Annotated in this window: 30 protein-coding genes; 28 read left to right on the forward strand and 2 right to left on the reverse strand. The window is 30.3% G+C overall.

All coding sequences use genetic code 11. The features are described from left to right. Positions 1-149: 149 nt before the first annotated feature. The 8 genes from alaS (at position 150) to trxA (ending at position 7,469) form a co-directional block, all read left to right on the forward strand. On the forward strand, positions 150-2,795 hold the full coding sequence (gene alaS, locus FD06_RS03210) for an alanine--tRNA ligase (RefSeq protein WP_056966040.1): 2,646 nt from the start codon (positions 150-152) through the stop codon (positions 2,793-2,795). A 21-nt stretch (positions 2,796-2,816) separates the two neighbouring features. Beyond that, the gene (locus FD06_RS03215; protein ID WP_054658324.1) at positions 2,817-3,089 is read left to right on the forward strand and encodes an IreB family regulatory phosphoprotein; all 273 of its coding nucleotides are present in this window, start codon (positions 2,817-2,819) and stop codon (positions 3,087-3,089) included. A gap of 3 nt (positions 3,090-3,092) precedes the next feature. Beyond that, complete coding sequence (ruvX, locus tag FD06_RS03220; RefSeq protein WP_054658323.1) at positions 3,093-3,524, forward strand: Holliday junction resolvase RuvX; 432 nt, start codon at positions 3,093-3,095, stop codon at positions 3,522-3,524. Between the two features lie 25 nt (positions 3,525-3,549). Further along, positions 3,550-3,849, forward strand: a complete 300-nt coding sequence (locus FD06_RS03225; RefSeq protein ID WP_054658321.1) for a DUF1292 domain-containing protein — start codon at positions 3,550-3,552, stop codon at positions 3,847-3,849. A gap of 101 nt (positions 3,850-3,950) precedes the next feature. Next, positions 3,951-4,217 carry a cell division protein ZapA gene (locus FD06_RS03230; protein ID WP_237757228.1) on the forward strand — a complete coding sequence of 89 codons (267 nt, stop codon included), beginning with the start codon at positions 3,951-3,953 and terminating at the stop codon, positions 4,215-4,217. Then, entirely contained in the window at positions 4,214-4,696 is a 483-nt protein-coding gene (locus tag FD06_RS03235; RefSeq protein ID WP_056966042.1) for a CvpA family protein, read from the forward strand. The genes FD06_RS03230 and FD06_RS03235 overlap by 4 nt, the downstream gene beginning before the upstream one ends. A 27-nt stretch (positions 4,697-4,723) precedes the next feature. Beyond that, on the forward strand, positions 4,724-7,081 hold the full coding sequence (locus tag FD06_RS03240) for an endonuclease MutS2 (RefSeq protein ID WP_056966045.1): 2,358 nt from the start codon (positions 4,724-4,726) through the stop codon (positions 7,079-7,081). 79 nt (positions 7,082-7,160) lie between these two features. Beyond that, positions 7,161-7,469, forward strand: coding sequence for a thioredoxin (trxA, locus tag FD06_RS03245; protein ID WP_054658317.1), 309 nt, complete (start codon positions 7,161-7,163; stop codon positions 7,467-7,469). A 34-nt stretch (positions 7,470-7,503) separates the two neighbouring features. Here the strand turns inward: trxA and FD06_RS03250 are convergent, their stop codons facing one another. Beyond that, complete coding sequence (locus FD06_RS03250; protein ID WP_056966046.1) at positions 7,504-7,992, reverse strand: DUF2507 domain-containing protein; 489 nt, start codon at positions 7,990-7,992, stop codon at positions 7,504-7,506. A 157-nt stretch (positions 7,993-8,149) separates the two neighbouring features. On the opposite strand from FD06_RS03250, the gene murI reads away from it, so the two are divergent. From murI to FD06_RS07800, 20 genes are all read left to right on the forward strand, one after another. Beyond that, on the forward strand, positions 8,150-8,962 hold the full coding sequence (gene murI / locus FD06_RS03255; RefSeq protein ID WP_082605277.1) for a glutamate racemase: 813 nt from the start codon (positions 8,150-8,152) through the stop codon (positions 8,960-8,962). A gap of 2 nt (positions 8,963-8,964) precedes the next feature. Further along, a complete protein-coding gene (locus FD06_RS03260) occupies positions 8,965-9,558 on the forward strand; it encodes an XTP/dITP diphosphatase (RefSeq protein ID WP_054658308.1) in 594 nt (197 codons plus the stop codon). Positions 9,559-9,628: 70 nt separating this feature from the next. Then, positions 9,629-10,009, forward strand: coding sequence for a DUF948 domain-containing protein (locus FD06_RS03265; RefSeq protein ID WP_056966049.1), 381 nt, complete (start codon positions 9,629-9,631; stop codon positions 10,007-10,009). 23 nt (positions 10,010-10,032) lie between these two features. Further along, complete coding sequence (locus FD06_RS03270) at positions 10,033-10,452, forward strand: YtxH domain-containing protein (protein WP_054658304.1); 420 nt, start codon at positions 10,033-10,035, stop codon at positions 10,450-10,452. 141 nt (positions 10,453-10,593) lie between these two features. After that, complete coding sequence (gene ccpA, locus FD06_RS03275) at positions 10,594-11,607, forward strand: catabolite control protein A (protein WP_056966051.1); 1,014 nt, start codon at positions 10,594-10,596, stop codon at positions 11,605-11,607. 16 nt (positions 11,608-11,623) lie between these two features. Then, positions 11,624-12,445: a hypothetical protein gene (locus tag FD06_RS03280; RefSeq protein WP_056966053.1), complete on the forward strand. Its 822-nt coding sequence runs from the start codon at positions 11,624-11,626 to the stop codon at positions 12,443-12,445. A 76-nt stretch (positions 12,446-12,521) separates the two neighbouring features. Continuing rightward, on the forward strand, positions 12,522-13,256 hold the full coding sequence (locus FD06_RS03285; RefSeq protein ID WP_056966055.1) for a YebC/PmpR family DNA-binding transcriptional regulator: 735 nt from the start codon (positions 12,522-12,524) through the stop codon (positions 13,254-13,256). A 99-nt stretch (positions 13,257-13,355) separates the two neighbouring features. Continuing rightward, complete coding sequence (gene comGA / locus FD06_RS03290) at positions 13,356-14,327, forward strand: competence type IV pilus ATPase ComGA (RefSeq protein ID WP_476726728.1); 972 nt, start codon at positions 13,356-13,358, stop codon at positions 14,325-14,327. Continuing rightward, positions 14,308-15,303 carry a type II secretion system F family protein gene (locus tag FD06_RS03295; RefSeq protein ID WP_162256007.1) on the forward strand — a complete coding sequence of 332 codons (996 nt, stop codon included), beginning with the start codon at positions 14,308-14,310 and terminating at the stop codon, positions 15,301-15,303. Before comGA ends, FD06_RS03295 begins: the two co-directional genes overlap by 20 nt. Before the next feature lie 4 nt (positions 15,304-15,307). Further along, positions 15,308-15,616: a competence type IV pilus major pilin ComGC gene (gene comGC / locus FD06_RS03300; protein ID WP_082605279.1), complete on the forward strand. Its 309-nt coding sequence runs from the start codon at positions 15,308-15,310 to the stop codon at positions 15,614-15,616. Then, on the forward strand, positions 15,603-16,022 hold the full coding sequence (locus FD06_RS03305) for a hypothetical protein (protein ID WP_056966062.1): 420 nt from the start codon (positions 15,603-15,605) through the stop codon (positions 16,020-16,022). The genes comGC and FD06_RS03305 overlap by 14 nt, the downstream gene beginning before the upstream one ends. 146 nt (positions 16,023-16,168) lie before the next feature. Further along, positions 16,169-16,585, forward strand: a complete 417-nt coding sequence (locus FD06_RS03310) for a competence type IV pilus minor pilin ComGF (RefSeq protein ID WP_156403088.1) — start codon at positions 16,169-16,171, stop codon at positions 16,583-16,585. Between the two features lie 12 nt (positions 16,586-16,597). Next, positions 16,598-16,753 carry a hypothetical protein gene (locus FD06_RS07595; RefSeq protein ID WP_156403089.1) on the forward strand — a complete coding sequence of 52 codons (156 nt, stop codon included), beginning with the start codon at positions 16,598-16,600 and terminating at the stop codon, positions 16,751-16,753. A 112-nt stretch (positions 16,754-16,865) separates the two neighbouring features. Continuing rightward, entirely contained in the window at positions 16,866-17,867 is a 1,002-nt protein-coding gene (locus FD06_RS03315) for a class I SAM-dependent methyltransferase (protein WP_338024192.1), read from the forward strand. 20 nt (positions 17,868-17,887) lie between these two features. Further along, positions 17,888-19,078: an acetate/propionate family kinase gene (locus tag FD06_RS03320; protein ID WP_054658292.1), complete on the forward strand. Its 1,191-nt coding sequence runs from the start codon at positions 17,888-17,890 to the stop codon at positions 19,076-19,078. Positions 19,079-19,274: 196 nt separating this feature from the next. Beyond that, positions 19,275-20,651 carry an amino acid permease gene (locus tag FD06_RS03325; RefSeq protein ID WP_056966068.1) on the forward strand — a complete coding sequence of 459 codons (1,377 nt, stop codon included), beginning with the start codon at positions 19,275-19,277 and terminating at the stop codon, positions 20,649-20,651. A gap of 76 nt (positions 20,652-20,727) precedes the next feature. Further along, entirely contained in the window at positions 20,728-22,107 is a 1,380-nt protein-coding gene (locus FD06_RS03330) for a bifunctional metallophosphatase/5'-nucleotidase (protein WP_056966070.1), read from the forward strand. 24 nt (positions 22,108-22,131) lie between these two features. Continuing rightward, entirely contained in the window at positions 22,132-22,680 is a 549-nt protein-coding gene (locus tag FD06_RS03335; RefSeq protein ID WP_056966073.1) for a YutD family protein, read from the forward strand. Positions 22,681-22,692: 12 nt separating this feature from the next. Continuing rightward, positions 22,693-23,466, forward strand: coding sequence for a TIGR01457 family HAD-type hydrolase (locus FD06_RS03340; protein WP_056966075.1), 774 nt, complete (start codon positions 22,693-22,695; stop codon positions 23,464-23,466). A gap of 42 nt (positions 23,467-23,508) precedes the next feature. Beyond that, positions 23,509-24,105, forward strand: a complete 597-nt coding sequence (locus FD06_RS07800; protein WP_420834750.1) for a TIGR01906 family membrane protein — start codon at positions 23,509-23,511, stop codon at positions 24,103-24,105. 32 nt (positions 24,106-24,137) lie between these two features. Here the strand turns inward: FD06_RS07800 and FD06_RS03350 are convergent, their stop codons facing one another. Next, a complete protein-coding gene (locus FD06_RS03350; RefSeq protein WP_054658287.1) occupies positions 24,138-24,782 on the reverse strand; it encodes a VTT domain-containing protein in 645 nt (214 codons plus the stop codon). Positions 24,783-25,167: the final 385 nt, after the last annotated feature.

The following is a 25,167-nucleotide window of genomic DNA, read 5'->3' on the forward strand; positions in this document are numbered from 1 at the left end:
TGCTATCTCAATACTTACAAATCGCTGCTCAGCGTTACCGAGCATAAAGAGGTATACGAGAAAAACATCGTTGCAAGTAAAGTGGTACCGCGTGAAAGCGTCTTTACTAGCATCGGTGTTTTTTATACTTTATGGAGGCTAATCTAATTATGAAAAAATTAAGTAGTAGTCAAGTAAGAGCTATGTATTTAGAATTTTTTAAGCAACATGGACACACAGTAGAACCTAGTGCGTCTTTAATTCCACACGATGATCCATCATTACTGTGGATTAATTCAGGGGTTGCTACAATGGAAAAATATTTTGATGGAAGTGTTGTTCCATCAAATCCACGTCTAACTAGTTCACAAAAAAGTATTCGTACTAACGATATTGAAAATGTGGGTAAAACAGCTCGCCATCAGACCCTATTTGAAATGCTAGGTAATTTCTCAGTTGGTGATTACTTCAAAAAAGAAGCTATTAAATGGGCATTTGAATTATTAACATCTCCAGACTGGTTTGGATGGGATAAGGAAAAATTATACATGACCGTTTACCCAGAAGATACTGATGCTAAAAAGTATTGGGAAGCTGTAGGCGTTGCTCCAGACCACATTATTGAAGTGGAAGATAACTTTTGGGACATAGGTCAAGGCCCTTCAGGCCCAGATTCTGAAATTTTTTATGACCGTGGTGAAAAATATGATTTCTTAGCACCTGATGATCCTGAAAATTATCCTGGTGGTGAAAATGAACGTTATTTAGAAGTTTGGAATATTGTATTCTCACAATTTAACCATAAACCAGATGGAACTTATGAACCGCTACCTCGTAAAAACATTGATACTGGAATGGGATTAGAAAGAGTAGTTTCTATTTTCCAAGATGCACCGACTAATTTTGAAACCGACTTATTTTTACCAATTATTAAAAAGACTGAAGAATTTTCTGGTAGTACCAAATATGGTAGTAGCAAAGAATACGATGTATCTTTCAAAATAATTGCTGACCATGCCAGAGCAATAACTTTTGCAATTGGTGATGGGGCTTTGCCATCTAATGTTGGTAGAGGTTACGTAATCCGTCGTTTGATTCGTCGAGCAATCGTTGCTGGACATAAACTAGGTATTCAAGATGACTTTCTTTATAAATTAGTACCAGTAGTCGGTGAAATTATGCAATCTTACTATCCAAATGTTTTGGAACAGAAAGATTTCATCCAAAAAGTGGTTTCTTCAGAAGAAAAACGTTTCAATGAAACGCTTAACGATGGGATGCAACTGCTAAATGATTTAATTGAAAACGTCAAAACTAGTGACAGTAAAGTTATTTCTGGGAAGGACGCCTTTAAACTTTATGATACCTATGGTTTTCCATTTGAAATGACTAAAGAATATGTTAACGATGCTGGATTTGAAGTTAATGATGAAGAATTCGAAAATGAAATGAAAAAGCAAAAAGATCGTGCTAGAAATGCTCGTTCAGATGCTAAATCAATGGGAGTGCAAAGAGATTTATTAGTTGAAATAAAAACGCCTAGTGAATACACGGGTTATACTAATTTAACTGAAAATGATGCAGTCCTAAAAGATATTGTTTATGATGAAAAATTAGTTGATAGTGTAAATGATGGAATTGCCGAAGTAATTTTTGATAAAACTCCATTTTATGCTGAGATGGGTGGACAAGTAGCTGATAAGGGTGTTGTTAAAGATGCCGATGGCAAATTAGTTGCTAAGGTTAAAGATGTTCAACACGCTCCAAATGGTCAAAACTTGCATACTATTGAAATTTTTAGTTCTATTAATGTCAATAATAAGTACACACTAGAAGTTGATAAAGCATTTCATAGCAAAGTTTCTAAAAACCATACAGCAACTCATTTATTAGATCAATCATTAAGAAACGTCTTAGGCGACCATACTCATCAAGCTGGTTCATTAGTTGAACCTAACTATTTAAGATTTGATTTCACTCACTTTGGTTCAGTTACAAAAGAAAACCTTCAAAAAGTAGAAGACATGGTTAATGAACAAATCTTCAAAGAATTGCCAGTTAAAACCGTTGAAACTGATCAAGAAACTGGTAAAAAGATGGGTGCCATTGCTTTATTTGATAGTAAATATGGTGATAAGGTACGTGTGGTAAGTGCTGGCGATTTCTCAGTTGAATTCTGTGGTGGTAACCATGTTAAGAATACTAATGAATTGGGACTATTCAAAATAACTTCAGAATCAGGAGTTGGTGCCGGAGTTAGAAGAATAGAAGCTGTGACTTCTGAGGCGGCTTTTAAATATCTTAACGCGCAAGAACAAACTTTAGGTAAAACTGCTGATTTATTAAAAGTAAATCAATTGCAAGATGTGCCAAGTCGTGTTGAACTACTACAAAAGCAAATTAAAGACTTAGAACAAAAACAAACTAGCTTAGAAAGTAAGATAGCTAGTCAACAAGCATCTTCTATTTTTGATGATGTAAAAGTTGCTGGACAATTTAATTTAATAGCTGGTGTTATCAAAGTTTCAGGTATGGATCAACTTAGACAATTGGCTGATACTTGGCGTAACAAAAAAGTATCAGATGTGTTAGTATTAGGTACAAGTAATGATGATAAAGCTAATTTATTGGTTGCAGTTTCTGATGAAGCGATTAAGGATGGTGTAAAAGCCGGCGATTTAATTAAAGCAATTGCTTCTAACATTAATGGAGGCGGAGGCGGTCGTCCAAACCTAGCTCAAGCTGGTGGAAAGAATCCCGCAGGTCTTCAAGATGCAATCAATGATGCTGCAAAATGGTTAGAAAATTTTAAATAATTTTCTTAAGGGGTGTTAACAGTGAGTACTTCAGATAAGACAATGTACTTTGATTTTAATAATAATTTACCTAAGGATGTTCATGATACTTTATTGTTTGTTTATAAGTCCTTAGAGGAAAAAGGATATAATCCATACAATCAAATTGTTGGTTATCTTATATCTGGTGATCCTGCTTATATTCCAAGATTTAATGATGCTAGGAATTTAATTAGACGTCATGAACGTGATGAAATCATCGAAGAATTAGTTAAATTTTATTTAGACAAAAATAATAATAGTGAGGATAAATAATCAATGAGACTAATGGGTCTAGATGTTGGATCAAGAACAGTTGGAGTTTCAGTTAGTGATTTGTTGGGATGGACTGCACAAGGTGTTGAAATTATTTCAATAAATGAAGATGAAGAAGAATTCCGATTAGATCGAGTAGCCGAATTAGTAGATAAGTATGAAGTTACTGGTTTTGTATTAGGATTACCTAAAAACATGAATAATACTTCTGGTCCAAGAGTTGATGCTGCAATTGCATATGGTGAGATGCTAAAAGATAAATTTGGTCTTCCTGTAGATTACGAAGATGAAAGATTGACAACTGTCGAAGCAGAGCGTATGTTAATTGAGCAGGCGGATACTTCAAGAGAAAAAAGAAAAAAAGTGATTGATAAGGTTGCGTCTGAACTCATTTTGCAGAGTTATCTTGATAGAAAAGGTAAATTAGTAAAGTGATAAAATAAGAAAAGAGGTTCTACTAATGAGCGAAGAACAAGAAGAATTACAACAAATTACTATGGTTGATAACGATGGTAACGAAGAATTATATAATGTTTTATTTACTTTCAAATCTGATGATTTTGGTAAATCATATATTTTAATTTATCCAGCTGGTAAGGGTGAAGATGAAGAAGTAAACATTGAAGCTTACGCATTACCTAAAGGTGATGACCCAGCTGATCCTCAAGGTGGAGATTTAAAAACAATCGATACTGATGAAGAATGGGATATGATTGAATCTGTCTTGAACACTTTCATGCACGAAGGTGACAATGACTAGCTAAAAAGCCTCTAAATATATTAGAGGCTTTTTTTGTGTCTAAATGTTTTAATTAGTTTTTTATGCTAAAATGTATTTTAGTATTCAGGGGGTCGAACTTAATGTCGAATATAGACGGTAATCAACGTTTTAAGGCTAAAATTGGAAATAAGAATTATACTTTTGTAGGTAAAAGTTCTTTTGAACACATGAAAACGGTAACGGATTTAATGAATGACCAGTTAAATAAAATTAAAGAACTATCTCCTAGCATTGATAATGATGACGCTGCAATTTTGTTAGCGTTCAATGCAATATCTGATCAAGTAAAAATGCAAAAAAAACTAAATGAATTTATTTCAAAAAATGATAAGGAAAGTAAAGAATGATTTTAAGTTTAATAATATGGATATTCTTAATTTTTTATTTGGTTAGGGGATATAAATTAGGATTAGTCCATGAACTTCTAACTTTAGTAGGATATTTAATTTCATGGGTAATTGCATTAATTTATGCCAATGATTTTACAAATTTTATTAAAATAGATAAAATCACTTCTAATCACATGCTTTCTAATGCGATTAGTTTTTTTATTATCTTTATTTTAATGTGGATTTTAGTTAGATGGATTAAAAACTTTTTTAAAGTTGTAAAAGTTATTCCCATAGTTAAAAGAATTAACGCTTTAGGTGGTGCGATAATTGCCCTTTTAATATCTTATATGACGGTTTTTTTAATTTTGAATTTTGCGTTAATTATAGATAACTCAGAATTTAATAACCAATATAACCATTCTAAAACCGCTGACTTTATAGTTAAGCAAACTCCTATTTTATCGCATGAACTATATAAAAAGTGGTTTCAATAATTACTATAAGGTGGAGGAGAAATTAATTTGAACAGTAAAGTTTTTGAAACTTTAGAATATGAAAAAATAAAACAAAAAATAAATAAATATTTAACAACTAAAAGTGGAACTGATGAGCTAAGACAAATGATGCCTAGTTCTGACAAAATTGAGATTTCCAAGTTATTAGATGAAACCGATGATGGATTTAAAATTATACGTTTAAATTTGGCAATGCCAATTCCTAGAATTAACGATATAACTTCTTTTATGAAGAGATTACGAATCGACGGTATTTTGAGTAGTACTGAATTATCAAAAATTAAGGTTTTATTATCTTCAGTTAATGACTTAACTCGATTCTTTTCTAATTTAAAAGATGATAAAGTAGAATTTAATTATTTATATCGTATTATTGACAGCTTTCAGTTAATGCCTTCAATTGCTCAAAATTTATCTTCATCCATCGATGATAGTGGGAAAATTTTAGATGATGCTTCTAGCGAATTGAGAGCGGTCAGAAGACAAATAAAAGCTTTAGAAGGTAGTATTCGTTCTAAAATGAATGGAACAATTAAACACCAAGCTAATAAGTTAAGTGAAAGTATAATTACGATTCGTGATGGTCGCTTTGTTGTACCGGTTAAGGCCGAGTATAAGCAAAGTTTTGGTGGGATTGTGCATGATCAAAGTGCTTCTGGGCAAACTCTGTATATGGAGCCAGCCAACGTTGTTGAATCCAATAATGATTTACGTCGATACCAAATTACGCAAAAGCAAGAAGAACGTAAAGTGTTATTTAGATTGTCTAATATGATTAGACCTTATGAAAATGAAATCGTTAATAACTTTAAAATATTGGGGCATCTAGATTTAATTAACGCAAAAGCAATGTATGCTAGGGATTTGAAAGCTACTAAGCCAGTAATATCAACAGATTGCTATGTTAATTTAAAAAAGGCTAGACATCCCTTGATTGATCAAAATAAAGTTGTGGCCAATGACATTACACTAGGTCGTAAATATAAGACTGTAATTATCACAGGGCCTAATACCGGTGGTAAAACTATTACTTTAAAAACTTTAGGACTGTTACAATTAATGGGCCAATCCGGTATTTTTATACCATCAGCTGAAGAGTCTAATATTGCTATTTTTGATGATATTTTCGCTGATATTGGTGATGACCAATCAATTGAACAAAATCTAAGTACTTTTTCTTCACATATGGATAATATTGTCAATATATTACATGCTATAACCGATAAAAGTTTAGTCCTACTTGATGAATTAGGTGCTGGAACGGACCCTAATGAGGGAGCTGCTTTAGCAATGTCTATCTTAGATTATATTGGTTCTATTGATAGTACAGTTATGTCAACAACTCACTACCCAGAATTAAAAGCCTATGCTTACAATCGTCCTAGCACAATTAATGCTTCAATGGAATTTAACATTGAAACTTTAGCACCTACCTATCACTTATTAATGGGAATTCCAGGTCAAAGTAATGGGCTTAATATTGCTGAAAGATTAGGCATCAATGAAAGAATTATTAATGAAGCTAGGTCTTTAACTAGTCAAGATAGTCAAGATTTAAATAATATGATTGTTGAACTTACTAATCAAACTAAAAAAGCTAGAGAGGATTATGAATTTATTCATAATCAGTTGATTGAATCAGAAAAGTTACATCAAGAATTATCAGAAAAGCTTTCTAAATTTTATAATCAAAGAGATAATTTAGTTAGAAAGGCCAAAGAAGATGCTAATGAAATAGCTTTAAGTGCTAAGCGTAAAGCTGATGATATAATTAAAGACTTGCATGAAAAACAATCCAATTTAGGGCAAGCTAGTTTTAAAGAAAATGAATTGATTAATGCACAAGGACAATTAAATTCATTAACTTATGATATTAATTTAAAAAACAACAAGGTGTTGAAGAAGGAAAAAGCTAAACATGATTTTCATAAAGGTGATGATGTTGTAGTTAAGTCTTATGGTCAACGTGGTGTTTTAATATCTAAATCTAGTAAAGATGAATGGATTGTCCAAATGGGCATTTTAAAAATGAAAATCAATGTTTCAGATTTGGAAATAGTTAAAGATGATGATAGTAAATCTAAAAGTAGATATACTCGCGTTAAACGAACTAAATCTTCAGGAATATCAACCCAACTTGATCTACGAGGCCATCGCTATGATGATGCTATGCAAGAAGTCGATAGATATTTAGATGCAGCTATACTGGCAGGATATCCTTCTGTAACTATTATTCATGGTAAAGGTACGGGTGCTTTACGTAAGGGAGTCAATAAATTATTGAGTAAAGATAGAAGGGTAAAAAACTATAGCTATTCACCTGCTAATGCTGGTGGTGATGGTTCAACGGTTGTAACTTTTTAACCATTAAACCATAATAGTTGCAAGTTTAATTTATGCTGATATACTTACTTTTAGTAAATGAGATTAAGGAGTGATTTTAATGGTTTCAGAAACAACAGATAAGACTTTTGAAAATGATACCAGTAAGGGTATTACCTTAACTGACTTTTGGGCTACTTGGTGTGGACCTTGTAGAATGCAATCACCTGTCGTTGATGAGTTAGCTGATGAAATGAGCGATAAAGTTACTTTCAACAAAATGGACATCGATAAGAATCCAGAAACTCCACAAAAATTGGGCATAATGAGTATACCAACTTTATTGGTTAAAAAAGATGGCGAAATTGTTAAAAGCATTGTAGGTTACCACAGCAAAGAACAATTAGCTTCTATTTTAAATAGTTTATAAATAAAAAATGCATTAACTTTTGTTAATGCATTTTTTATTTATTAATAATTTCAAAACTTTTATTATCAATAGGGGTGTTAGAAGGTTGTTTTTGATCCATATGAACTCTAATTAAAACGACTCCATTTTTATCTTCTTTTGGATTCATTTCGGCTTCTGCTAAAACACCCATTTGTTGTTCAGTTGTTTGGGCTAAAAAGCCTGCTTCGAACATAAAATCAGCGTCAGCATCATTTTGAATGCGTTTATCAACAATATCGCCACTTAGATTCCATTGAACGCAACTTGTGCTTTCTGATTTTAATTCAAGATTACCTAAACCACTTTGCTTAAAAAATATGATTAAGTCTAGTGCATCCTTTATTTGAAATTTTCGAGCCATCTTTTTACCAGCCCAATACATTATGTTGTGATTATCTTTGCCCAATAACTCCTTAATAAGCGAATCTCTTAAAAATAACTCACCCCAAAAATCTTTTGTTTTGGTGTCTTCTATAATAGATTTATATAATTTTTCACTCATAAATAAATAACTCCAATTCATTAAATTACTTATTATAATTATACATTTAATACTGTGAATATAAACAATATATAATTAAATTTTGTCAAATCTTGTCTCTAAATTAATATTAGCTGTATAATATAATTTCAAGCTGTTTTTGAAAGAAGGTTAAGCATTGGATACTCGTTCGATTGGTTTTATGGATTCAGGGGTTGGCGGTTTAACTGTGATGAGAGAAGCCCAAAAAGAAATACCCAATGAAAATATGATATATTTTGGCGACGAATTAAGATTACCATATGGTGAGAAGACAATTGAGGAAATCCAAAAATACTCAATACAAATTTCTAAATTTTTTTTGAAACATAATATAAAGTTGATGGTGATTGCCTGTAACACTGCTACAGCTCGTTCTTTGGAAATGCTTAAAAAAGAGTTGCCAATTCCGGTAATTGGTGTCATAGAACCTGGTAGTAAATTAGCTGTAAGTAGTACTAAAGACAAAAGAATTGGTGTTATTGCGACTAATAGTACAATTAAAAGTGGTTCTTATGAAAAAAATATTAATAAAATTGATAACGCTGTAGAAGTTTTCAGCTTAGGATGTCCAGAATTTGTTACAATGGTCGAGAGCGAAAATTACAGTGGTTACGAAAATCAATCGAAAGTAAATACAATTTTAGCTCCGATGATGGGTAATAAGATTGACACTTTAGTTTTAGGGTGTACTCATTTTCCAATAATGAAAAATTTAATTCAAAATGCATTAGGTAGTAAAGTGTTATTAGTCGACCCTGGAATAGCGGTTAGTAAAAGTATAAAAAATGTTTTATATGCTAATGACATCCAAAATAATTCCAATAATGTTGGAATGACTAGTTTCTTTACGACTGGAAATGCAAGTTCATTTAAAAGAATAGCTGAAGATTGGCTTAATTATAAAGTAGAAGTTGCAAATGTATCAATTAAAGAATTGGAGGCTTTATAAATATGACTAGTGAAGTTGTATTAGCGACTAACAATGTTAATAAGGCAAGAGAATTTAGAGAAATGTTTAAGCCATTAGGCATAACTATAAAGACTTTAAAAGATTTTCCTAACGTTGAGAGTATTGCTGAAACGGGAGATTCTTTTGAAGAAAATGCCATATTAAAAGCACAACATTTACATAACCAGACTAATTTACCAGTCATTGCTGATGACTCTGGGTTACAAGTTTTATCATTAAATGGAGCTCCTGGAATATACTCAGCTCGTTATGCCGGAGACCATGATGATGATGCTAATAATCAAAAATTATTAAAAGAGTTATCTAATAAGACTAACCGGGATGCTCAATTTGTAACTTGTCTAGTTTTAGTCACAAAAGATAACAGTAAAATTGTGGTCTATGGTTGCTTAAATGGAGAAATAATTGATCATTCAGTGGGATCTAATGGATTTGGATATGATCCATTGTTTTATGTTTCATCAAAAGGTAAGACATTAGCTGAAATGAGCGATGAAGAAAAAAATAGTATTAGTCATCGTGGAAAAGCATTAAATAAACTACTTAACATTATCGAAAATAATTTTCTTAATTAATCTGTTAATAATTGTAAAGCTATTTTCAAAATGCTATTCTTAACATAGTATGTAAAAGGAGGGGTTGTTTATGACTGGTGGAGAAATAGCTGCGTTACTTGCGGCTTTGGCTTTTATCGTACTTGTTATTTTCTTATGCATGTTTATAAAAAAGCTGATAAGGAATTTAGAAGAAATGGAAAGAACTATTAATTCAATTTCCAATGACGTTGATATTCTTTCTAAACAAGCAGAAAATGTACTAGCTAGTTCTAACACTTTGATAAAAGATATAGATGAAAAGTTGAATACAATTAGTCCAGTCTTTGATGCAGCAGCTGAAGTAGGGCACAGTGTTTCTGACTTTAATACAGCAACACATGATTTTACAAGTAAATTCCGTAATCGTAAGAAAAGCTCGTTATTAACAAGATTTATTCCAATGAGAAGCAAAAAAAGTAGAAAAAAGTAACAATTTATTAGGAGGCTTTTAAAATGAGTAAAAGTGGATTTTTGTTAGGATTTGTTTCTGGAGTAGCAGCAACTGCTTATACTGTATATCAAAAACTTGATGCCGATAAGAGACAAGATTTTACTGATAACGCCAAGAAAATGGTTAATGATGTTAAGAATAGAGCTGTTGACTACACGTTTTATGCTAGAGATTCCTTCGATGACTTAAAAGATAAAGTTAACGACAAAACAGATGAAGTTAAAGATACCATTCATCAAGCTGCTGATAAGGTGACCGATAAGGCAAATGATAAAGTTGATGAATATGCTGATAATAAAACTACTCAATTTCATCAAGCTGCTGATAATCTAAGAAATGACCTTAAAGAAGAAGATAACGGTAAAGAAGAAGACATTGTTATTGATGGCGGATTCATACATCAAGGTTCTTCAAATAAATAAATTTTTATTTAATTAAAAAAGGGATTGAATTTATTCAATCCCTTTTTTGTTTGTTTCTTGTTAATTAAGATTTCTTCTGCTATATTAATTAAATGTAAGCGTTATACTTAATTAAATTATTTAAGAAAGGACTCCAGTTTTATGAATAAGCAAAATGTAACTATTTATGATGTTGCTAGAGAGTCTGGAGTGTCTATGGCAACAGTTTCTAGGGTTGTAAATGGAACATCCAATGTTAGACCTTCAACTAAAAAAAAGGTTATGGATGTTATTGAAAAATTAAATTATAGACCTAACGAAGTAGCTCGAGGATTAGCTAGTAAAAAAACTACAACTGTGGGAGTTATCATCCCTGATGTTACTAACAATTATTTTGCATCTTTAGCTCGAGGAATTGATGACATTGCAGCTATGTATAAATATAATATAATTTTGGCAAATTCAGACGGTAAAGAAAAGAAAGAACTAAAGGTAATTAATACTTTATTATCTAAACAAGTCGACGGAATTATATTTATGGGTAATGAGATAACTCCAGCTATCCGAAAAAGTTTTAAAGATGCTAATGTACCAATTGTTTTAGCTGGTTCAGTTGATTCTAAAAAAACTGTACCAAGCGTTAATATTAACTATAAAAATGCAATTGAAAATGTGACTAGCGAATTAATTAATCATCATAATAAAAAAATAGCATTTGTGTCAGGTGATTTGAGACATTCAATTAATGCAGATCATCGATTAAAAGGATATTGTGATGCTCTAAGTAAGCATGATATCCAATACAATCAAAACTATGTTTTTGAAACTAATGAAAGCTACAAAGATGGTTATGAAATTAGTCAGAACATTGTTGATCAAAAGATTAGTGCAGCAGTTGTAACTGATGACAGTTTAGCTGCTGGTATTTTGAATTGGATGACTGACCATAATATCTCCGTGCCTGATGATTTTGAAATTATTACTAGTAATGATACACAAATTACTGAAATGACGAGGCCTAAGATGAGTTCTATTACACAACCATTATACGACATTGGTGCTGTAGCAATGCGTTTATTAACCAAAATTATGAATGGTGATATTGAAGATAAGTACAAAGAAAATGATGTTTTACTTCAGTATGGAGTAATTAATAGAGAATCTACAAGAAAATAGGAGTGGGCTTTGTTTTATGGTTGATGAAAACAATCAAGAAATAACGCGTTCAGAAAAATTTAAAGCAGTTAGTAAATCTGGTAAACACAAGTTTTTGATTTTATTTTTAATCGTTTTCGTGGTTGCTTTTGCTATGACTGTAGCTTTAAAAAACAATATCTTTAATAAAGATGCTGTTAATTCAGACAAGATAACTAATGATATAAGTAAGCATATAACAAATAATTATCAAAAATACCTAACACAACAGGGTATCAATGAAAATGTTTTAAGTAAAAAATATATATCAGATATCGTCGATGTTGAAATTGATAATATTTACAATCATAACGATTTAAAAATTAGTAATGCTCAGGTCCAACCAATTATTAATAAAGCAATTAAGTCTGAAAATAGTAGTTCTGCTTTTAAAATACCTGAAAATTTATATATTAATAATTATATTACTGAAACGGTTACAAAAGGTGTTAATGATTATGTTAGTACTAACCAGAATCGGGAATTACTTTCTAAATTTCATGTTGTAAAACAATATTTGAGTGTATCATTAATAGCCAGTGCAATTTTAATAGGCTTAATTTTAATTTATTCTATATTTAAAGGCTGCTTTATTCATTTATTAAAGTGGTCGTTGCTGTTTACTTCCTTTATGTTATTTGCAGTTTATTTTATGTCAAATGTTATTAACAATGCTATAAATACTTATAACGAAGTGGCCTTGGAGTATGTATCTTCGACTCATATTGATAGTTTTTATAATGATTTATGTTTTGGTGGTTTAGTCACTTTAATTGTTAGCTTATTAATATTTGCTATGCATAAATTGGTAAAACCTTGATTATCAATATTCATATTGCTATAATTAAATCTGTTTGCAACTAAAAAGATAAGAAAATGAGAGGAGTGCTGAGATCATGTCAGGACATTCAAAATGGCATAACATTCAAGGTCGTAAAGGTGCCCAAGATAAAAAACGTGGTAAAATTTTTCAAAAAATATCTCGTGACTTATATCAAGCCGCAAAAGCTGGGGGTCCAGAACCAGATGGTAATCCTCAACTTCGTTTAGTTATGGAAAAAGCCCGTGCTGCTAATATGCCTAAAGATAATGTACAACGTGCAATCGATAAGGCATCTGGTCTTGGTGGTGCTAAGTATGACGAAATTACTTACGAAGGTTATGGACCTGGTGGTACTGCAATCATGGTTTCATGTTTAACTGATAACAAGAACCGTACAGCTGCCGCTATTCGTTCCGCTTTTACTCATCACGGAGGCTCATTAGGTGCTAATGGTTCAGTTTCTTACATGTTTGATCGTAAAGGATACATTGTTATCTTACGTGATGGCTTAGATACTGATGAAGATAGTATGTTAATGGACGCTTTAGATGCCGGTGCAGAAGACATGAAAGCTAACGAAGACCAATTTGAAATCTTTACAGCTCCTTCAGATATGACTAGCGTAAGGGATGCATTACAAGATAAATATACTTTAGATACATCTGAAGTAAAAATGTTCCCTGAAACAATCACTGAAGTGCCAAGTGATAAGGTTTCTCAATACACCGGATTAATCGATGAATTAGACGAAAATGACGATGTTCAAGATGTTTACGAAGCAGCTAAATTACCTGAAGATGCTGAATAAATATTTATACAAAAAAGACTTGTAATTAAAAATAATTACAAGTCTTTTTTAGTTTTATTTTATATGTATCGCGTAATTATATTCAGGAGGTGAAAAATTATTGAGACGTTATTTAACGAAATTATAGAGCAAGCGTTTGATGATAATATATCAGACATTTATATTTTGCCAGTAGGTAATAGTTATGAAGTCAAATTTAGAAGAGCGCATTTTAATGAACTTTACGTTCAATTATCTTCTAGTAAAGCACAGCAATTAATAAATTTTTGTAAATATATTTCGAATATGTCAGTGAGCGAACACCGTCGTCCACAAATGGGATCTATTATTAGAAAAATTAAATCTAAAAAAATATATTTAAGATTTTCATCAGTGGGTGATTTTCAAAATCGTGATTCTATAGTGATTAGAGTATTATATAGTTCTGAAAAAAATGACTATTATGATGAATTAAATAACCCAATTAAAATGTTAAGTAAACAGAATTTATCTAATGGAATAGTTTTGTTTGCTGGTCCCACTGGTTCCGGTAAAACTACATCTATATATAATATTGCTAAATATTATGGCAAAAATAAAATGGTTATGACGATTGAAGATCCAATTGAAATTCACGAAGAAAACTTTCTACAGCTACAGGTAAATGAAAACTCTAATATGAAATATGAAGACTTGTTAAAAGTAGGACTCCGTAATCGCCCAGATATTTTCATAATTGGTGAAATTAGAGATGAGAATACTGCTGCTGTTGCAGTTAAAGCAGCACTAAGTGGACACCTAGTTTTGAGTACAATTCATGCTAATAGTCACATTGGTGTAATTAAAAGGCTATTGAAGTTAGGAATTAATAATGACTATTTAAAATATGCAATTAATTCTATTATTTATCAGAAATTAGTCCCTAGTAATAATGATAATATGTATCTTATGGCAACTATGTCGACTAATCAAGAATTATTTTACGATAAAAAAACAGACAATCACTATAGTCAGGAATGGAACAAAAAATTAGATGTACTTTTACAAAGTCAAAAAATTAATCAGAAAGTTTATGATAAAACAATTCTGTAATAAGCAAATGAAATTGGTTGATCAATCTAATCTTTTCAATAGATTAAATGAATTAATATCTGTAGGATTTTCAATAAAAGATTCAATCACCTTTTTGTGCAATACCACTAATAGCTCTAAATTATCTTTAGCTGAAAAAAGGCTGAGTGAAGGGCATTCGTTTAGCTATAGTGTAAAGTCTTTGATTAACCATAATTTTTATAATCAGCTATTGATTAGTGAAAACAATGGTACGTTAAATAATTCACTAAAGGGCTTAGGTACATTTACTCAAGTTATCGATACTTACAATAAAAAAATCAAGAATATTTTAATTTATCCAGCATTTTTAATTCTAATGCTATTCGCTGTAGTTTTATTAATCAGTAATGTGATTATGCCACAAATGAGCGAAATGGATTCTTACTTGGTCTCACCAATGATGAGTTTATATGTAATTATAGGGATAGCTGTTATACTTTTAGGCGGATTTTTAGTTATTTATAAATGTATGCATAACTTGAGCCCAATTACTAGAGTTAAAATTTTTACTAAAGTTCCACTATTCGGCAAAGTTTATAGCTATTACTTAAGTTATTATTTGTCGATTAATTTATTTTTATTTTTGAATAGTGGACTAGACATCCAAAAAGTGATTAATGTGGTAGGCAAATTTGATGAAAATACAGTTATATATCAATTATCCAGTCTACTTAACCAGCATTTAAATTCTGGGCAGTCATACAAGTCTTTTATAGAAAAATATAATTTCATTCCAAAAGAGTACACTATTTTTATTACTCAAGGATTACCTAAATTAGAATTAGCTAATCATTTTCTGGCTTTCTCAAATGTTTCTTTTACAAATATGGATAAACGAATCAATCGGCTTATTAACGCTATTCAACCATTGATATTTTTAATAATTGGAATCGTTATTGTAATCACGTATATGAGTATATTATTACCAGTTTATCAATCTATGAAGGGAATTTAATGAATTGCATAAGACTAAAAAAGCTTTTACGTTAATTGAAATGACAATCGTTTTATTTATTATTTCTTTATTGATTTTAATAATAGTTCCAAATTTATCAGCTCAAAAAAATAAAGCTAATAAGATACATTCGAACGCTATGACATTAGTTATTCAGAATCAAATTGATTCATATTTAGACGATGACAAAGACAAAAAAGTAGATTTTGAAATGCTACAAAAAGATGGCTACTTAACAGAAAAACAAATTAATAATGCTAAAAAAATGGGGCTTACGATTAAAGATAATAAGGTCTTAAATGACAAGTCATAAATCAGCTTTTACCTTAGCTGAAACTTTGGTTACGCTTTTAATATCAACAATCGTGGTTTTACTTATATTTTTCATGTCTCAGCTAAACTGGAATAAATATAAAATTGATTACTTTTTTAACAGTTTTCATAGTTATTGGTCGCAGCAACAATTATTTTCTAAACAAAAAAATGTTGCAACTACTGTTTTTATTAATAAAAACAACAATACCATATATTTTATTAATCCTTATAAAAAAGATGAATTAATTATTCCTAAAGAACTCACCTTACACAGTTCTTACAAATTAAAGATTAATCCGGATGGCTATACGAAGCCATGTACTGTCTACTGGAACGCTGACGATGGCAAAACATATAAGCAGACTTTTCAAATGGGATGGGGAATATATCATATTAAAGTATAAAAAAGCTTTTACAATAGCTGATACACTTTTAGCATTAATGCTTTTATCTACAGGATTAGTTATATACTTTGACACGATTAAAGTCATTAATAATAAAACTAACGAAAGTAGAAAAATATTAATTGAAAGCAGGAAAAATTACACAAATGCACAAATTAAAAAATAAAACAGGCTTTACGATAATAGAGACATTGTTGTCTCTTTTTATTTTATCTACTTTGTCTTTACTTATAATAGTTATTATCGGCACTAACAAAGCTAGTCTTAAACACCATAATTATGTTACTAATTTCTATCTTTTTATTGATAACTTAGAATCTAATAAACTTAATTTTAAGATTGCTAGTATCGATAAGCACAACTTGGGGCTTGTAGCTAATCACAAAAATTATAATCTTTCAATTTATAAAAATATGCTAAGGCTAACTAATAATCATAATCAAGGTTATTTGCCGATGCTAGATGATGTAATAGACGTAAACTTTACTAATAATAAGGCCAAAACTTTTATTCAAGTAACTTTCGAAAATCATCAAAAATTAACAACGCAGCTATTAACTTAGGAGAAATAATAAATGATTAAATTTAAGGAAGGTTCAGCTACATTTATAACTATTTTGTTGCTGTTGCTCTTAACATGGATACTTTATTACAGGTTGAATGATTTTAACAATGAAGTAAAAATCAATAAAACTTTGATTAATAAATATAATAGTTATAAAACTAAGTAATTTATTTGTTAGTATCTTGAATTTATTAATAAATTTCTGGTAATATGAGAGTAGTTATTATCTAATAAATTTAAAGGAGCTGAGTCTGCTGGCTGTAGAAAATATTGAAAATATATTTAAAGTATTAGATCAATCAACTGTACTACTAAAAAACAGTCTACAAGTTTCTTATATGGACGCTTTTATTGAAACTTGTAATAACTTATTAGATGGTCAAGTTATGGTTGAAGATGATAAGCCTGATAATAACACAGTTAAAAAATTAGACGATTTGTATTCTCAAATTGATATTTCATCATTAGACAGTGAAACAATTAGAAAAGCTATACAAATGGTTATGATTAAAGCAATCACACAAGATAAAATCCAAGCTAATCATCAGATAACTCCAGATACAATAGCTTTTATAATCGGATATATTGTTACTAGGATATTTGAAAATTATGAAAAGTTAAGTATTTTGGATTTAGCAGCTGGGACTGGAAACTTGTTAACAGCAATCATGAATCAATTGAACAAGGCTTTAAAAATTGATGTTAATGGAATTGGAATAGATAACGATGACTCTATGCTATCTGTGGCTAACATTAATGCTCAAATGCAGAAAAAGCATGATTCACTTGAATTGATCCATCAAGATTCAATTAATAATTTGTTGGTCGATGACGTTGATTTGGTAGTTTCTGATTTACCAGTTGGCTATTACCCAATTGATGAAAACGTACAAAACTATCAAACTAAAGCAAGTGATGGTCATTCTTATGCACATCACTTATTGATAGAGCAAGGCATGAATCATGTTAAAGATGGTGGATTTGGAATATTTCTAGTACCAAGTAATATTTTTGAAACTAAAGAATCTAAAGGTCTCCTAAAATGGATTCAAGGTTCTGCTTACTTCCAAGGTTTACTTAATCTTCCTAAAGACATTTTTCAAAACAATAAAGCACAAAAAGCTATTCTAATATTGCAAAAGCATGGAAGTCATGCCAAACAAGCTGACCAAGTTATGATTGGTGAATTTCCATCTTTTAAAAACACTAAAGAGTTTCAACATTTTGTTGCTGAAATAGTTCAATGGGAAGAAAAAGATTTATTATCAAGTCATAAATAACTAAGGAGATTTTAATAATTATGGAAAAATCAATTGCAATAAATGCTGGTAGTTCAACCTTAAAATTTAAATTATTTGAAATGCCTTCAGAAAGATTAATTTCTAGTGGAGCTATTGACCGCATCGGATTAACTAAATCTGATGTAGCCATTAAATATGGTGATGGACAAAAATTCCACAAAACTATGGACATTAAAGATCATGAAGAAGCTATTAAATTAGTTTTAGATAAATTATTAAGTTTGGATATTATTAAAGACTACAATGAGATTACTGGAGTAGGTCATCGTGTTGTAGCTGGTGGTGAATTCTTTACTGATTCTGTAGTTATTGATGACGATGTTTTGAATAAGTTAGAAGAATTGTCAGAATTAGCACCATTACATGAACCAGCTAACATTCTAGGAATTAAAGCTTTTAAACACATTTTGCCAAACGTTATTAGTGTGGCTGTGTTTGATACTTCATTCCATACATCAATGCCTGAAGAAAACTATATGTATGCCTTACCATATAAGTACTATCGTGAATATAAGGCTCGTAAGTATGGTGCTCATGGAACTAGTTATAGATATGTTTCAGGTAGAGCAGCGTCAATGTTAGGTAAACCAGTGGAAGATTTGAAACTAGTTATAATGCATTTAGGAGCAGGTGCTTCTATTTGTGCTGTTGACCATGGTAAATCATTAGATACTTCCATGGGTTTCACACCTTTAACTGGAATAATGATGGCTACTCGTTCAGGTGATGTTGATCCATCACTACTATCATATATCATGGAAAAAGATGGTATTTCTAACATGAGCGATATGATTAATACCTTGAATAAAAAATCTGGCTTGCTAGGTGTATCAGAAGTTTCAGCTGATATGCGTGACTTGGAAGCAGTTATGGACAACAATCATCAAGCTAAACTTGCTAGAGATATGTACATGAACCGCATTGTTAGATACGTTGGACAATACGTTGCAGAAATGAATGGTGTTGATGCAGTGGTATTTACTGCCGGTGTTGGTGAAAACGATATTGGTATTAGACAAGAGGTTGCTGATAAGTTGAGTTACTTTGGTATTTCAGTAGACCCAGAAAAGAACCACATTCGTGGAGTGGAAAGAGACATCAGTACTGATGATGCAACTACTAAGGCTCTATTAATACCTACTAACGAAGAATTAATGATTGTTAGAGATATTGAAAGACTAAAGAAATAATTATTTTAATGACATGCTTTTCTAATTGCATGTCATTTTTTTCATTTTAAAGTGAAAAAAAATCATTTTAACAATAAAAGGTTGAACAAACGTTATTCTATTGCTGATTCTACATTTCTGAATTATTTACTATGATTAAACATTTTAGCTTTTTAAAGATATAATTATTTTATGATAATTTAAGGGAGGTTTAAAAATGTCCGAAAAAATAGATTCAAATGATGGACAAATGTCTAAAGGTTTAAAAAACAGGCATGTTCAACTAATTGCTTTAGGAGGAACGATTGGAACGGGGTTGTTTTTAGGTGCCGGTCAATCGATTAACTTTGCTGGTCCTTCGATTGTACTTTCATACCTAATTGCTGGAATAGCCTGTTTCTTCTTAATGCGTGCTTTAGGGGAACTTCTATTATCAGATTTAAACTGTCATTCATATATTGATTTTATAACTAAATATTTAGGTGAAAAAATAGGTTTCGTTGCTGGTTGGACTTATTGGGGATGTTGGATAACAATCGCAATGGCTGAAATAACCGCTGCAAGTTTATATGTGCATTTTTGGTTTCCAGGAATTCCGCAGTGGTTATCAGGATTATTCTTTTTATTAGTGTTGTTTCTTTTAAATTCTTTTAACGTTTCAGCTTTCGGTGAAACTGAATTCTGGTTCTCGATGATTAAGGTAGTAGCTATTTTAGCTTTGATAGTTGTAGGACTAATTTTAGTCTTTATAGGTTTTAAAACGCCGATGGGACATGCAAGTTTTGGAAACTTCTTTGGTAGTAGTTTTTTTGCGAATGGCCCTAAGGGATTCTTTTTAAGTTTTCAGATGGTTATTTTTAGTTTTGCTGGAATTGAAATGATTGGGATGACTGCTTCAGAAACTCACAATCCTAACAAAGTAATTCCAAAAGCTATTAATGAAGTTCCAATGCGAATTCTTATTTTTTATATTGGTGCTTTATTGGTGCTAATGTTTATCTATCCTTGGAATCATATAAGCACTCAATCCAGTCCTTTCGTACAAGTGTTTGAAAGTATTGGGATTAAATCAGCTGCGGCCATTATTAATTTTGTGGTTTTAACTGCTGCTGTTTCAGCATGTAATTCAGCTGTTTTTACTACAGGTAGAATGTTGTTTTCTTTAACTTATCATTCTAAGAAAAAGTTTCCTGCTAAATTAGGGACTTTGTCTAAAAATAAAATACCGTTTAATGCAATACTATTTTCCATTGTTGTGATAGCTGTTTCCCTAATCTTGAATAAATTGATTCCTAATGGAGTCTTTACCTTTATTTCAAGTGTTGCAACAACTTGTTTCCTATTGATTTGGGGATTAATTATAGTTGCACATTTAAAATATAGAAAAATTACAAAGCACAATCATTTAGAAAATAAGTTGACTTTTAAGATGCCAATTTATCCACTTTCCGATTACTTTGTATTAGCATTCTTTTTATTAGTAGCTATAGTAATGTTATTTAAAATGGATACTTTAATCGCGTTATTAGGTTCGTTAGTATGGTTTGTCATACTACTTGTAATACATTCAATGAGTGAAAAAGGTTCTAATTAATTTTAGAAGCTTTTTTGTTTATAATTAAAATTTATTGTTATCATATATGTATTATGTCAGTTAAGGAGGATAATTTATGAAAGAAAAGATAGCAATTTTACATACCAATGATTTACATTCCCATTTTGAAAATTGGCCTAAAATAAAAAGATTTATTATTAATGAACGTAAAAAATTAGAGAATAAAGGATATAAAGTACTAACGGTTGATTTGGGTGATGCAATGGATAGAGCACATCCTTTAACTGAAGCCACTGATGGTAAGGCTAATGTGAATTTAATGAATGAACTAAATTATGATGCTGTAACTATTGGAAATAATGAGGGGCTTACAAACACGAAACAACAACTTAACCATATGTATGATGAAGCAAATTTTGACATTGTTTTAGATAATATTTTAGATGCTAGTAATAATCAAAAGCCAAGCTGGTCAATACCACAAAAGACGATTCAAACAGACTTGGGTACCAGAATTATCTTAACAGGGATGACAGCACCATACACTTCTACTTATACTTTACAGGGTTGGCAACCAATTGATGACCAGCATCAAATCCCAATATTTTTAAAAAAGTATCATGGTCAATATGATGTTTTAGTATTGTTGTCTCATTTAGGAGTTAAACAAGATCGTACGATTGCTCAAAAGTATCCAGAATTTGATGTTATAATTGGTAGTCATACGCATCATTTATTTGTTAAAGGTGAGCTAGATAATAATGTTTTATTAGCTGCTGCGGGCAAATATGGTCATTACATTGGTGAAATTACTTTGGAATTAAATAATCATCATGTAATTTCTAAAAAAGCTAGGACTATTAAAACCGATACGCTACCACAGGAAACTGATGATACTAAGTTTATTGATAATTTAAAAGCTGAGGGTGAAAAAGTTTTAGCTAGTCATAAAGTTGCTAAACTACCATTTGAATTAGATAGTGATTTAATCCATCCATCGCTTATGATTAAAGAAGCTTTGAATGCAATGAAAGCAAAAGCTGGAACTGATGCGGCAGTTATTAATTCAGGACTATTTTTAGGAAATTTAAAAGTGGGAATCATTGATAAAAATATGTTACATAAATTACTACCACATTCTATGCATGTCATGCGGACAGAACTACTAGGTATTGATTTATGGCGTATGATTAATGAAATGGAAAAAAATCGTAACTTTTTGGTACCATATGAACAAAAAGGAATGGGATTTCGTGGGAAATATTTTGGCAATTTAAATTATTCAGGAATTCGTTATGATTCAAAGGATAGTTCTGTTTATTATAACAATGAAATAGTGGTTCCTAATAAACGTTACACCATAGCTTTGCTAGACCATTATATATTTATTCCCTTTTTTCCAACTATTTCAATAATGGGTAACAACAATATGCTTTATGATGAAACTTTACGTGAAGTTTTTGCAGATTACCTATCAAAAAAGTATCCAATTTAATATTTTTAATAGGGGGTGTTGTGATTGGATAGAAAAAGAATGGATGAACTAGTAGCTGACAGAAAAAGTAGTCGTCGTACTTTAGCTAAGATTGAACAATCAGATAATGAAACTATTATGATTAATAATCATACTTACAAAATTATTTGTAATAAGAATGATTCTTTTAATTTAGAAGACTTTAAAGACCGATATAATCCTATTTTTAATAAATATGATTTTATTGTTGGTGATTATGGATATGATAGTCTTAGATTGAAAGGATTTTATTCAGATGGCAAAAAAGTACCCAAGGCTATTCAATACAGCTCAATAGATGATTATCTACTAGAATATTGCAATCTTGGGGCTTTGTATTTTGTTTTAAATAATTTAGAAGCTAAGAACCAAGTGACTGAATTTGAAGTTAACAATAAACGCCGATCTAATCATAAAAAGCATCGAAATCATAAGTTTGTAGAGAAAAAAATATCATCTAAAAATAGAGTTAATAGAAAATCAAATAAACAAAAGCTTGTTGCCAAATCTAAAAATAATAAGCATCCTTTTAAAATAATGCAAAACAATAAGTGAGGAGTTTAATATATGTCAAACTATAAAGGTTATTTTATCGACTTAGACGGAACTATTTACGCTGGTAAAAAAAGAATTGCGGCAGCTAAAAGATTTATTGAAAAACTACAGGAAAATAATATTCCATTTCTATTTGTCACTAATAACACTACTAAAATGCCTAGAGATGTAGTCAATAATTTATCTAATAATCACGATATACATGTTAAAGAGAGCAATGTGTATACAGCTGGTTTATCTACAGCTGATTATATGGATAAAATTGCTAGTTTAGATGCTAGAAAAGTTTATGTAATTGGTGAGACAGGATTATGTACGGCGTTAGAAAATAAAAATTTTACCATTACGACAAAAAATCCAGATTATGTAGTAGTAGGGCTTGATACTGATGTTACGTATGAGAAATTCTGTATTGCTGTACTAGCAATTCAAAATGGAGCTACTTTTATAGGTACTAATCCAGATACTAATATTCCTAATGAAAGAGGGATGCTACCTGGAGCTGGTTCTTTAGTTGATTTAGTTAAATATGCTACGCAGACTGAACCCATCATCATTGGTAAACCTAAGAGTATTATTTTAAAAAATGCTTTGGAAATTATTGGCTTGCAAAAAGAAGATGTGGTCATGGTCGGTGATAATTACATGACTGACATTTCTGCTGGAATTAATTTTGGAATTGATACATTGTTGGTCTACACTGGTGTTTCTACGCCTGAACAAATAAAAACTAAAAAAGTAAAACCTACTCATGAAATAAAAAGTTTCGATGAATGGTCGATATAATTAATGCTTTACAATCATTTTAAAATGTATAGCTATTTACTAATGCTATTAATTTTTGTGGCTTCAATTACTACTGCTGTATTTTTAGTTACTAATATGAGCGTTTTGTATGCTATACATCTAAATCTATTTCATCCAGAAATATTTAATAAATATTCTAGCTATAAAATTTTTTTAGCTTACGATAGTATTATCAAATACCTGCAATCTCCTTTTATCAATACTATGAATTTGGCTCCATTTCATCTGAGTAAATCTGGAATTTTTCATTTTTTAGATGTTAAAAGATTAATATTATTTAATAACTTTTTGATGCTATCGTCTATTTTATTACTATACAAAATGTATACAAAAGTACTTATTTTGCATAAAAGATGGATATTAATTCAGCCATTAAAATTTTTGAATTTATTTATATATCTATTTGTTGTTTTATGTTTAACTGATTTTCAATCATTTTTTATATTTTTTCATAAACTAATTTTTACAAACGATTATTGGATATTTGATTCTAAATTAGATTCTTTGATCAATATTTTGCCGATGGATTTTTTTACACAATCTTTTATTTTGATTTTTTTATTCATATTGTTTGTTAATTACTTGTTTATTGCTTATGGAAAAAGAGACATAAAATAAGCCGTACCTTAAACTGTAAGGTACGGCTTATTTTATTTATTTTTTAACTTATTTTTAATAACTTCAAATATGATAGGGACTAACGATACGAATAAAATTCCTAACACGACAATCGAAAAATTATCTTGGACGAATTTTATATTACCAAAGAAGTACCCAGCTCCACAAAATAAGAACACCCATATGAAACATGATGGAACATTGTACTTTGCAAATCTTCTATAATTATAATGACTACTTGCAGCTATGAAAGGTACAAAAGTTCTCATTATTGGAACAAATCTAGCGATGAATATAGCAAAATTACCATATCTATTAAAGAAGTTTTCAGCTGCCTTTAACTGTTTAGGCTTAATTACTTTATTTAGAATTGAATTCCCAGATTCAATCTTTTTACCTAAAATACTACCAAATTTGAAGTTTAGTGAATCTCCTCCGATTGAAGCAATTAAAAATATAAGTATAAAGATCCAGATATTTAAGTTGTAATTTGGGTTTGCTGATATAGCTGATGCTGCAAACAATAATGAGTCACCAGGTAAAAAGGGTAGTATTACTGCTCCTGTTTCTAAGAATATGATGCTGAATAAAATAAAATATGTCCAATCTCCAAAAAAATTGACGACATTTATAATGTGTTTATCTATGTGAATTACAAAATCTATAAAAAAGCTCATGTTTTTACACCTTTCTCTTTTTGTTAATTATATCAAAACCAATCGTTGTTAATTACAAAAATTGCGTCCATTTTAATTATTTTTAAAATGTATATGCTTAATATTGCTTTAACAATAGGGAATTCAAGCTCTTTTAAATAATTTTGAACTTTTTTAATAAAAAAGGTTGACGGTGATATGTAATCTTGATACAATAGTTTCTGTTGTTAAGGACGACGAACAAAAAACAAGCAATCAAATTTTTAACTAAAAAATAATTGAAAAAGTGCTTGACTTAATAAAAACAAGATGTTATTATTAAATAGTTGTCGTTAAGGAGATAACAAAACAGATTAGATCTTTGAAAACTGAACAAGATTTTGATAATCAATGATGTGTAAGGAAC

This window comes from Apilactobacillus ozensis DSM 23829 = JCM 17196, from assembly GCF_001435995.1.
GTDB lineage: Bacteria > Bacillota > Bacilli > Lactobacillales > Lactobacillaceae > Apilactobacillus > Apilactobacillus ozensis.

What these genes read in the sequence shown, in the direction of transcription:
- alaS (WP_056966040.1), top strand. Translation starts at nt 150, where the DNA reads ATGAAAAAATTAAGTAGTAGTCAAGTAAGAGCTATGTATTTAGAATTT.
- ruvX (WP_054658323.1), top strand. Translation starts at nt 3,093, where the DNA reads ATGAGACTAATGGGTCTAGATGTTGGATCAAGAACAGTTGGAGTTTCA.
- FD06_RS03225 (WP_054658321.1), top strand. Translation starts at nt 3,550, where the DNA reads ATGAGCGAAGAACAAGAAGAATTACAACAAATTACTATGGTTGATAAC.
- FD06_RS03230 (WP_237757228.1), top strand. Translation starts at nt 3,951, where the DNA reads ATGTCGAATATAGACGGTAATCAACGTTTTAAGGCTAAAATTGGAAAT.
- FD06_RS03235 (WP_056966042.1), top strand. Translation starts at nt 4,214, where the DNA reads ATGATTTTAAGTTTAATAATATGGATATTCTTAATTTTTTATTTGGTT.
- trxA (WP_054658317.1), top strand. Translation starts at nt 7,161, where the DNA reads ATGGTTTCAGAAACAACAGATAAGACTTTTGAAAATGATACCAGTAAG.
- FD06_RS03250 (WP_056966046.1), bottom strand. Translation starts at nt 7,992, where the DNA reads ATGAGTGAAAAATTATATAAATCTATTATAGAAGACACCAAAACAAAA.
- FD06_RS03260 (WP_054658308.1), top strand. Translation starts at nt 8,965, where the DNA reads ATGACTAGTGAAGTTGTATTAGCGACTAACAATGTTAATAAGGCAAGA.
- FD06_RS03265 (WP_056966049.1), top strand. Translation starts at nt 9,629, where the DNA reads ATGACTGGTGGAGAAATAGCTGCGTTACTTGCGGCTTTGGCTTTTATC.
- FD06_RS03270 (WP_054658304.1), top strand. Translation starts at nt 10,033, where the DNA reads ATGAGTAAAAGTGGATTTTTGTTAGGATTTGTTTCTGGAGTAGCAGCA.
- ccpA (WP_056966051.1), top strand. Translation starts at nt 10,594, where the DNA reads ATGAATAAGCAAAATGTAACTATTTATGATGTTGCTAGAGAGTCTGGA.
- FD06_RS03280 (WP_056966053.1), top strand. Translation starts at nt 11,624, where the DNA reads ATGGTTGATGAAAACAATCAAGAAATAACGCGTTCAGAAAAATTTAAA.
- FD06_RS03285 (WP_056966055.1), top strand. Translation starts at nt 12,522, where the DNA reads ATGTCAGGACATTCAAAATGGCATAACATTCAAGGTCGTAAAGGTGCC.
- FD06_RS03295 (WP_162256007.1), top strand. Translation starts at nt 14,308, where the DNA reads ATGATAAAACAATTCTGTAATAAGCAAATGAAATTGGTTGATCAATCT.
- FD06_RS03305 (WP_056966062.1), top strand. Translation starts at nt 15,603, where the DNA reads ATGACAAGTCATAAATCAGCTTTTACCTTAGCTGAAACTTTGGTTACG.
- FD06_RS03310 (WP_156403088.1), top strand. Translation starts at nt 16,169, where the DNA reads ATGCACAAATTAAAAAATAAAACAGGCTTTACGATAATAGAGACATTG.
- FD06_RS07595 (WP_156403089.1), top strand. Translation starts at nt 16,598, where the DNA reads ATGATTAAATTTAAGGAAGGTTCAGCTACATTTATAACTATTTTGTTG.
- FD06_RS03320 (WP_054658292.1), top strand. Translation starts at nt 17,888, where the DNA reads ATGGAAAAATCAATTGCAATAAATGCTGGTAGTTCAACCTTAAAATTT.
- FD06_RS03325 (WP_056966068.1), top strand. Translation starts at nt 19,275, where the DNA reads ATGTCCGAAAAAATAGATTCAAATGATGGACAAATGTCTAAAGGTTTA.
- FD06_RS03330 (WP_056966070.1), top strand. Translation starts at nt 20,728, where the DNA reads ATGAAAGAAAAGATAGCAATTTTACATACCAATGATTTACATTCCCAT.
- FD06_RS03340 (WP_056966075.1), top strand. Translation starts at nt 22,693, where the DNA reads ATGTCAAACTATAAAGGTTATTTTATCGACTTAGACGGAACTATTTAC.
- FD06_RS07800 (WP_420834750.1), top strand. Translation starts at nt 23,509, where the DNA reads ATGCTATTAATTTTTGTGGCTTCAATTACTACTGCTGTATTTTTAGTT.
- FD06_RS03350 (WP_054658287.1), bottom strand. Translation starts at nt 24,782, where the DNA reads ATGAGCTTTTTTATAGATTTTGTAATTCACATAGATAAACACATTATA.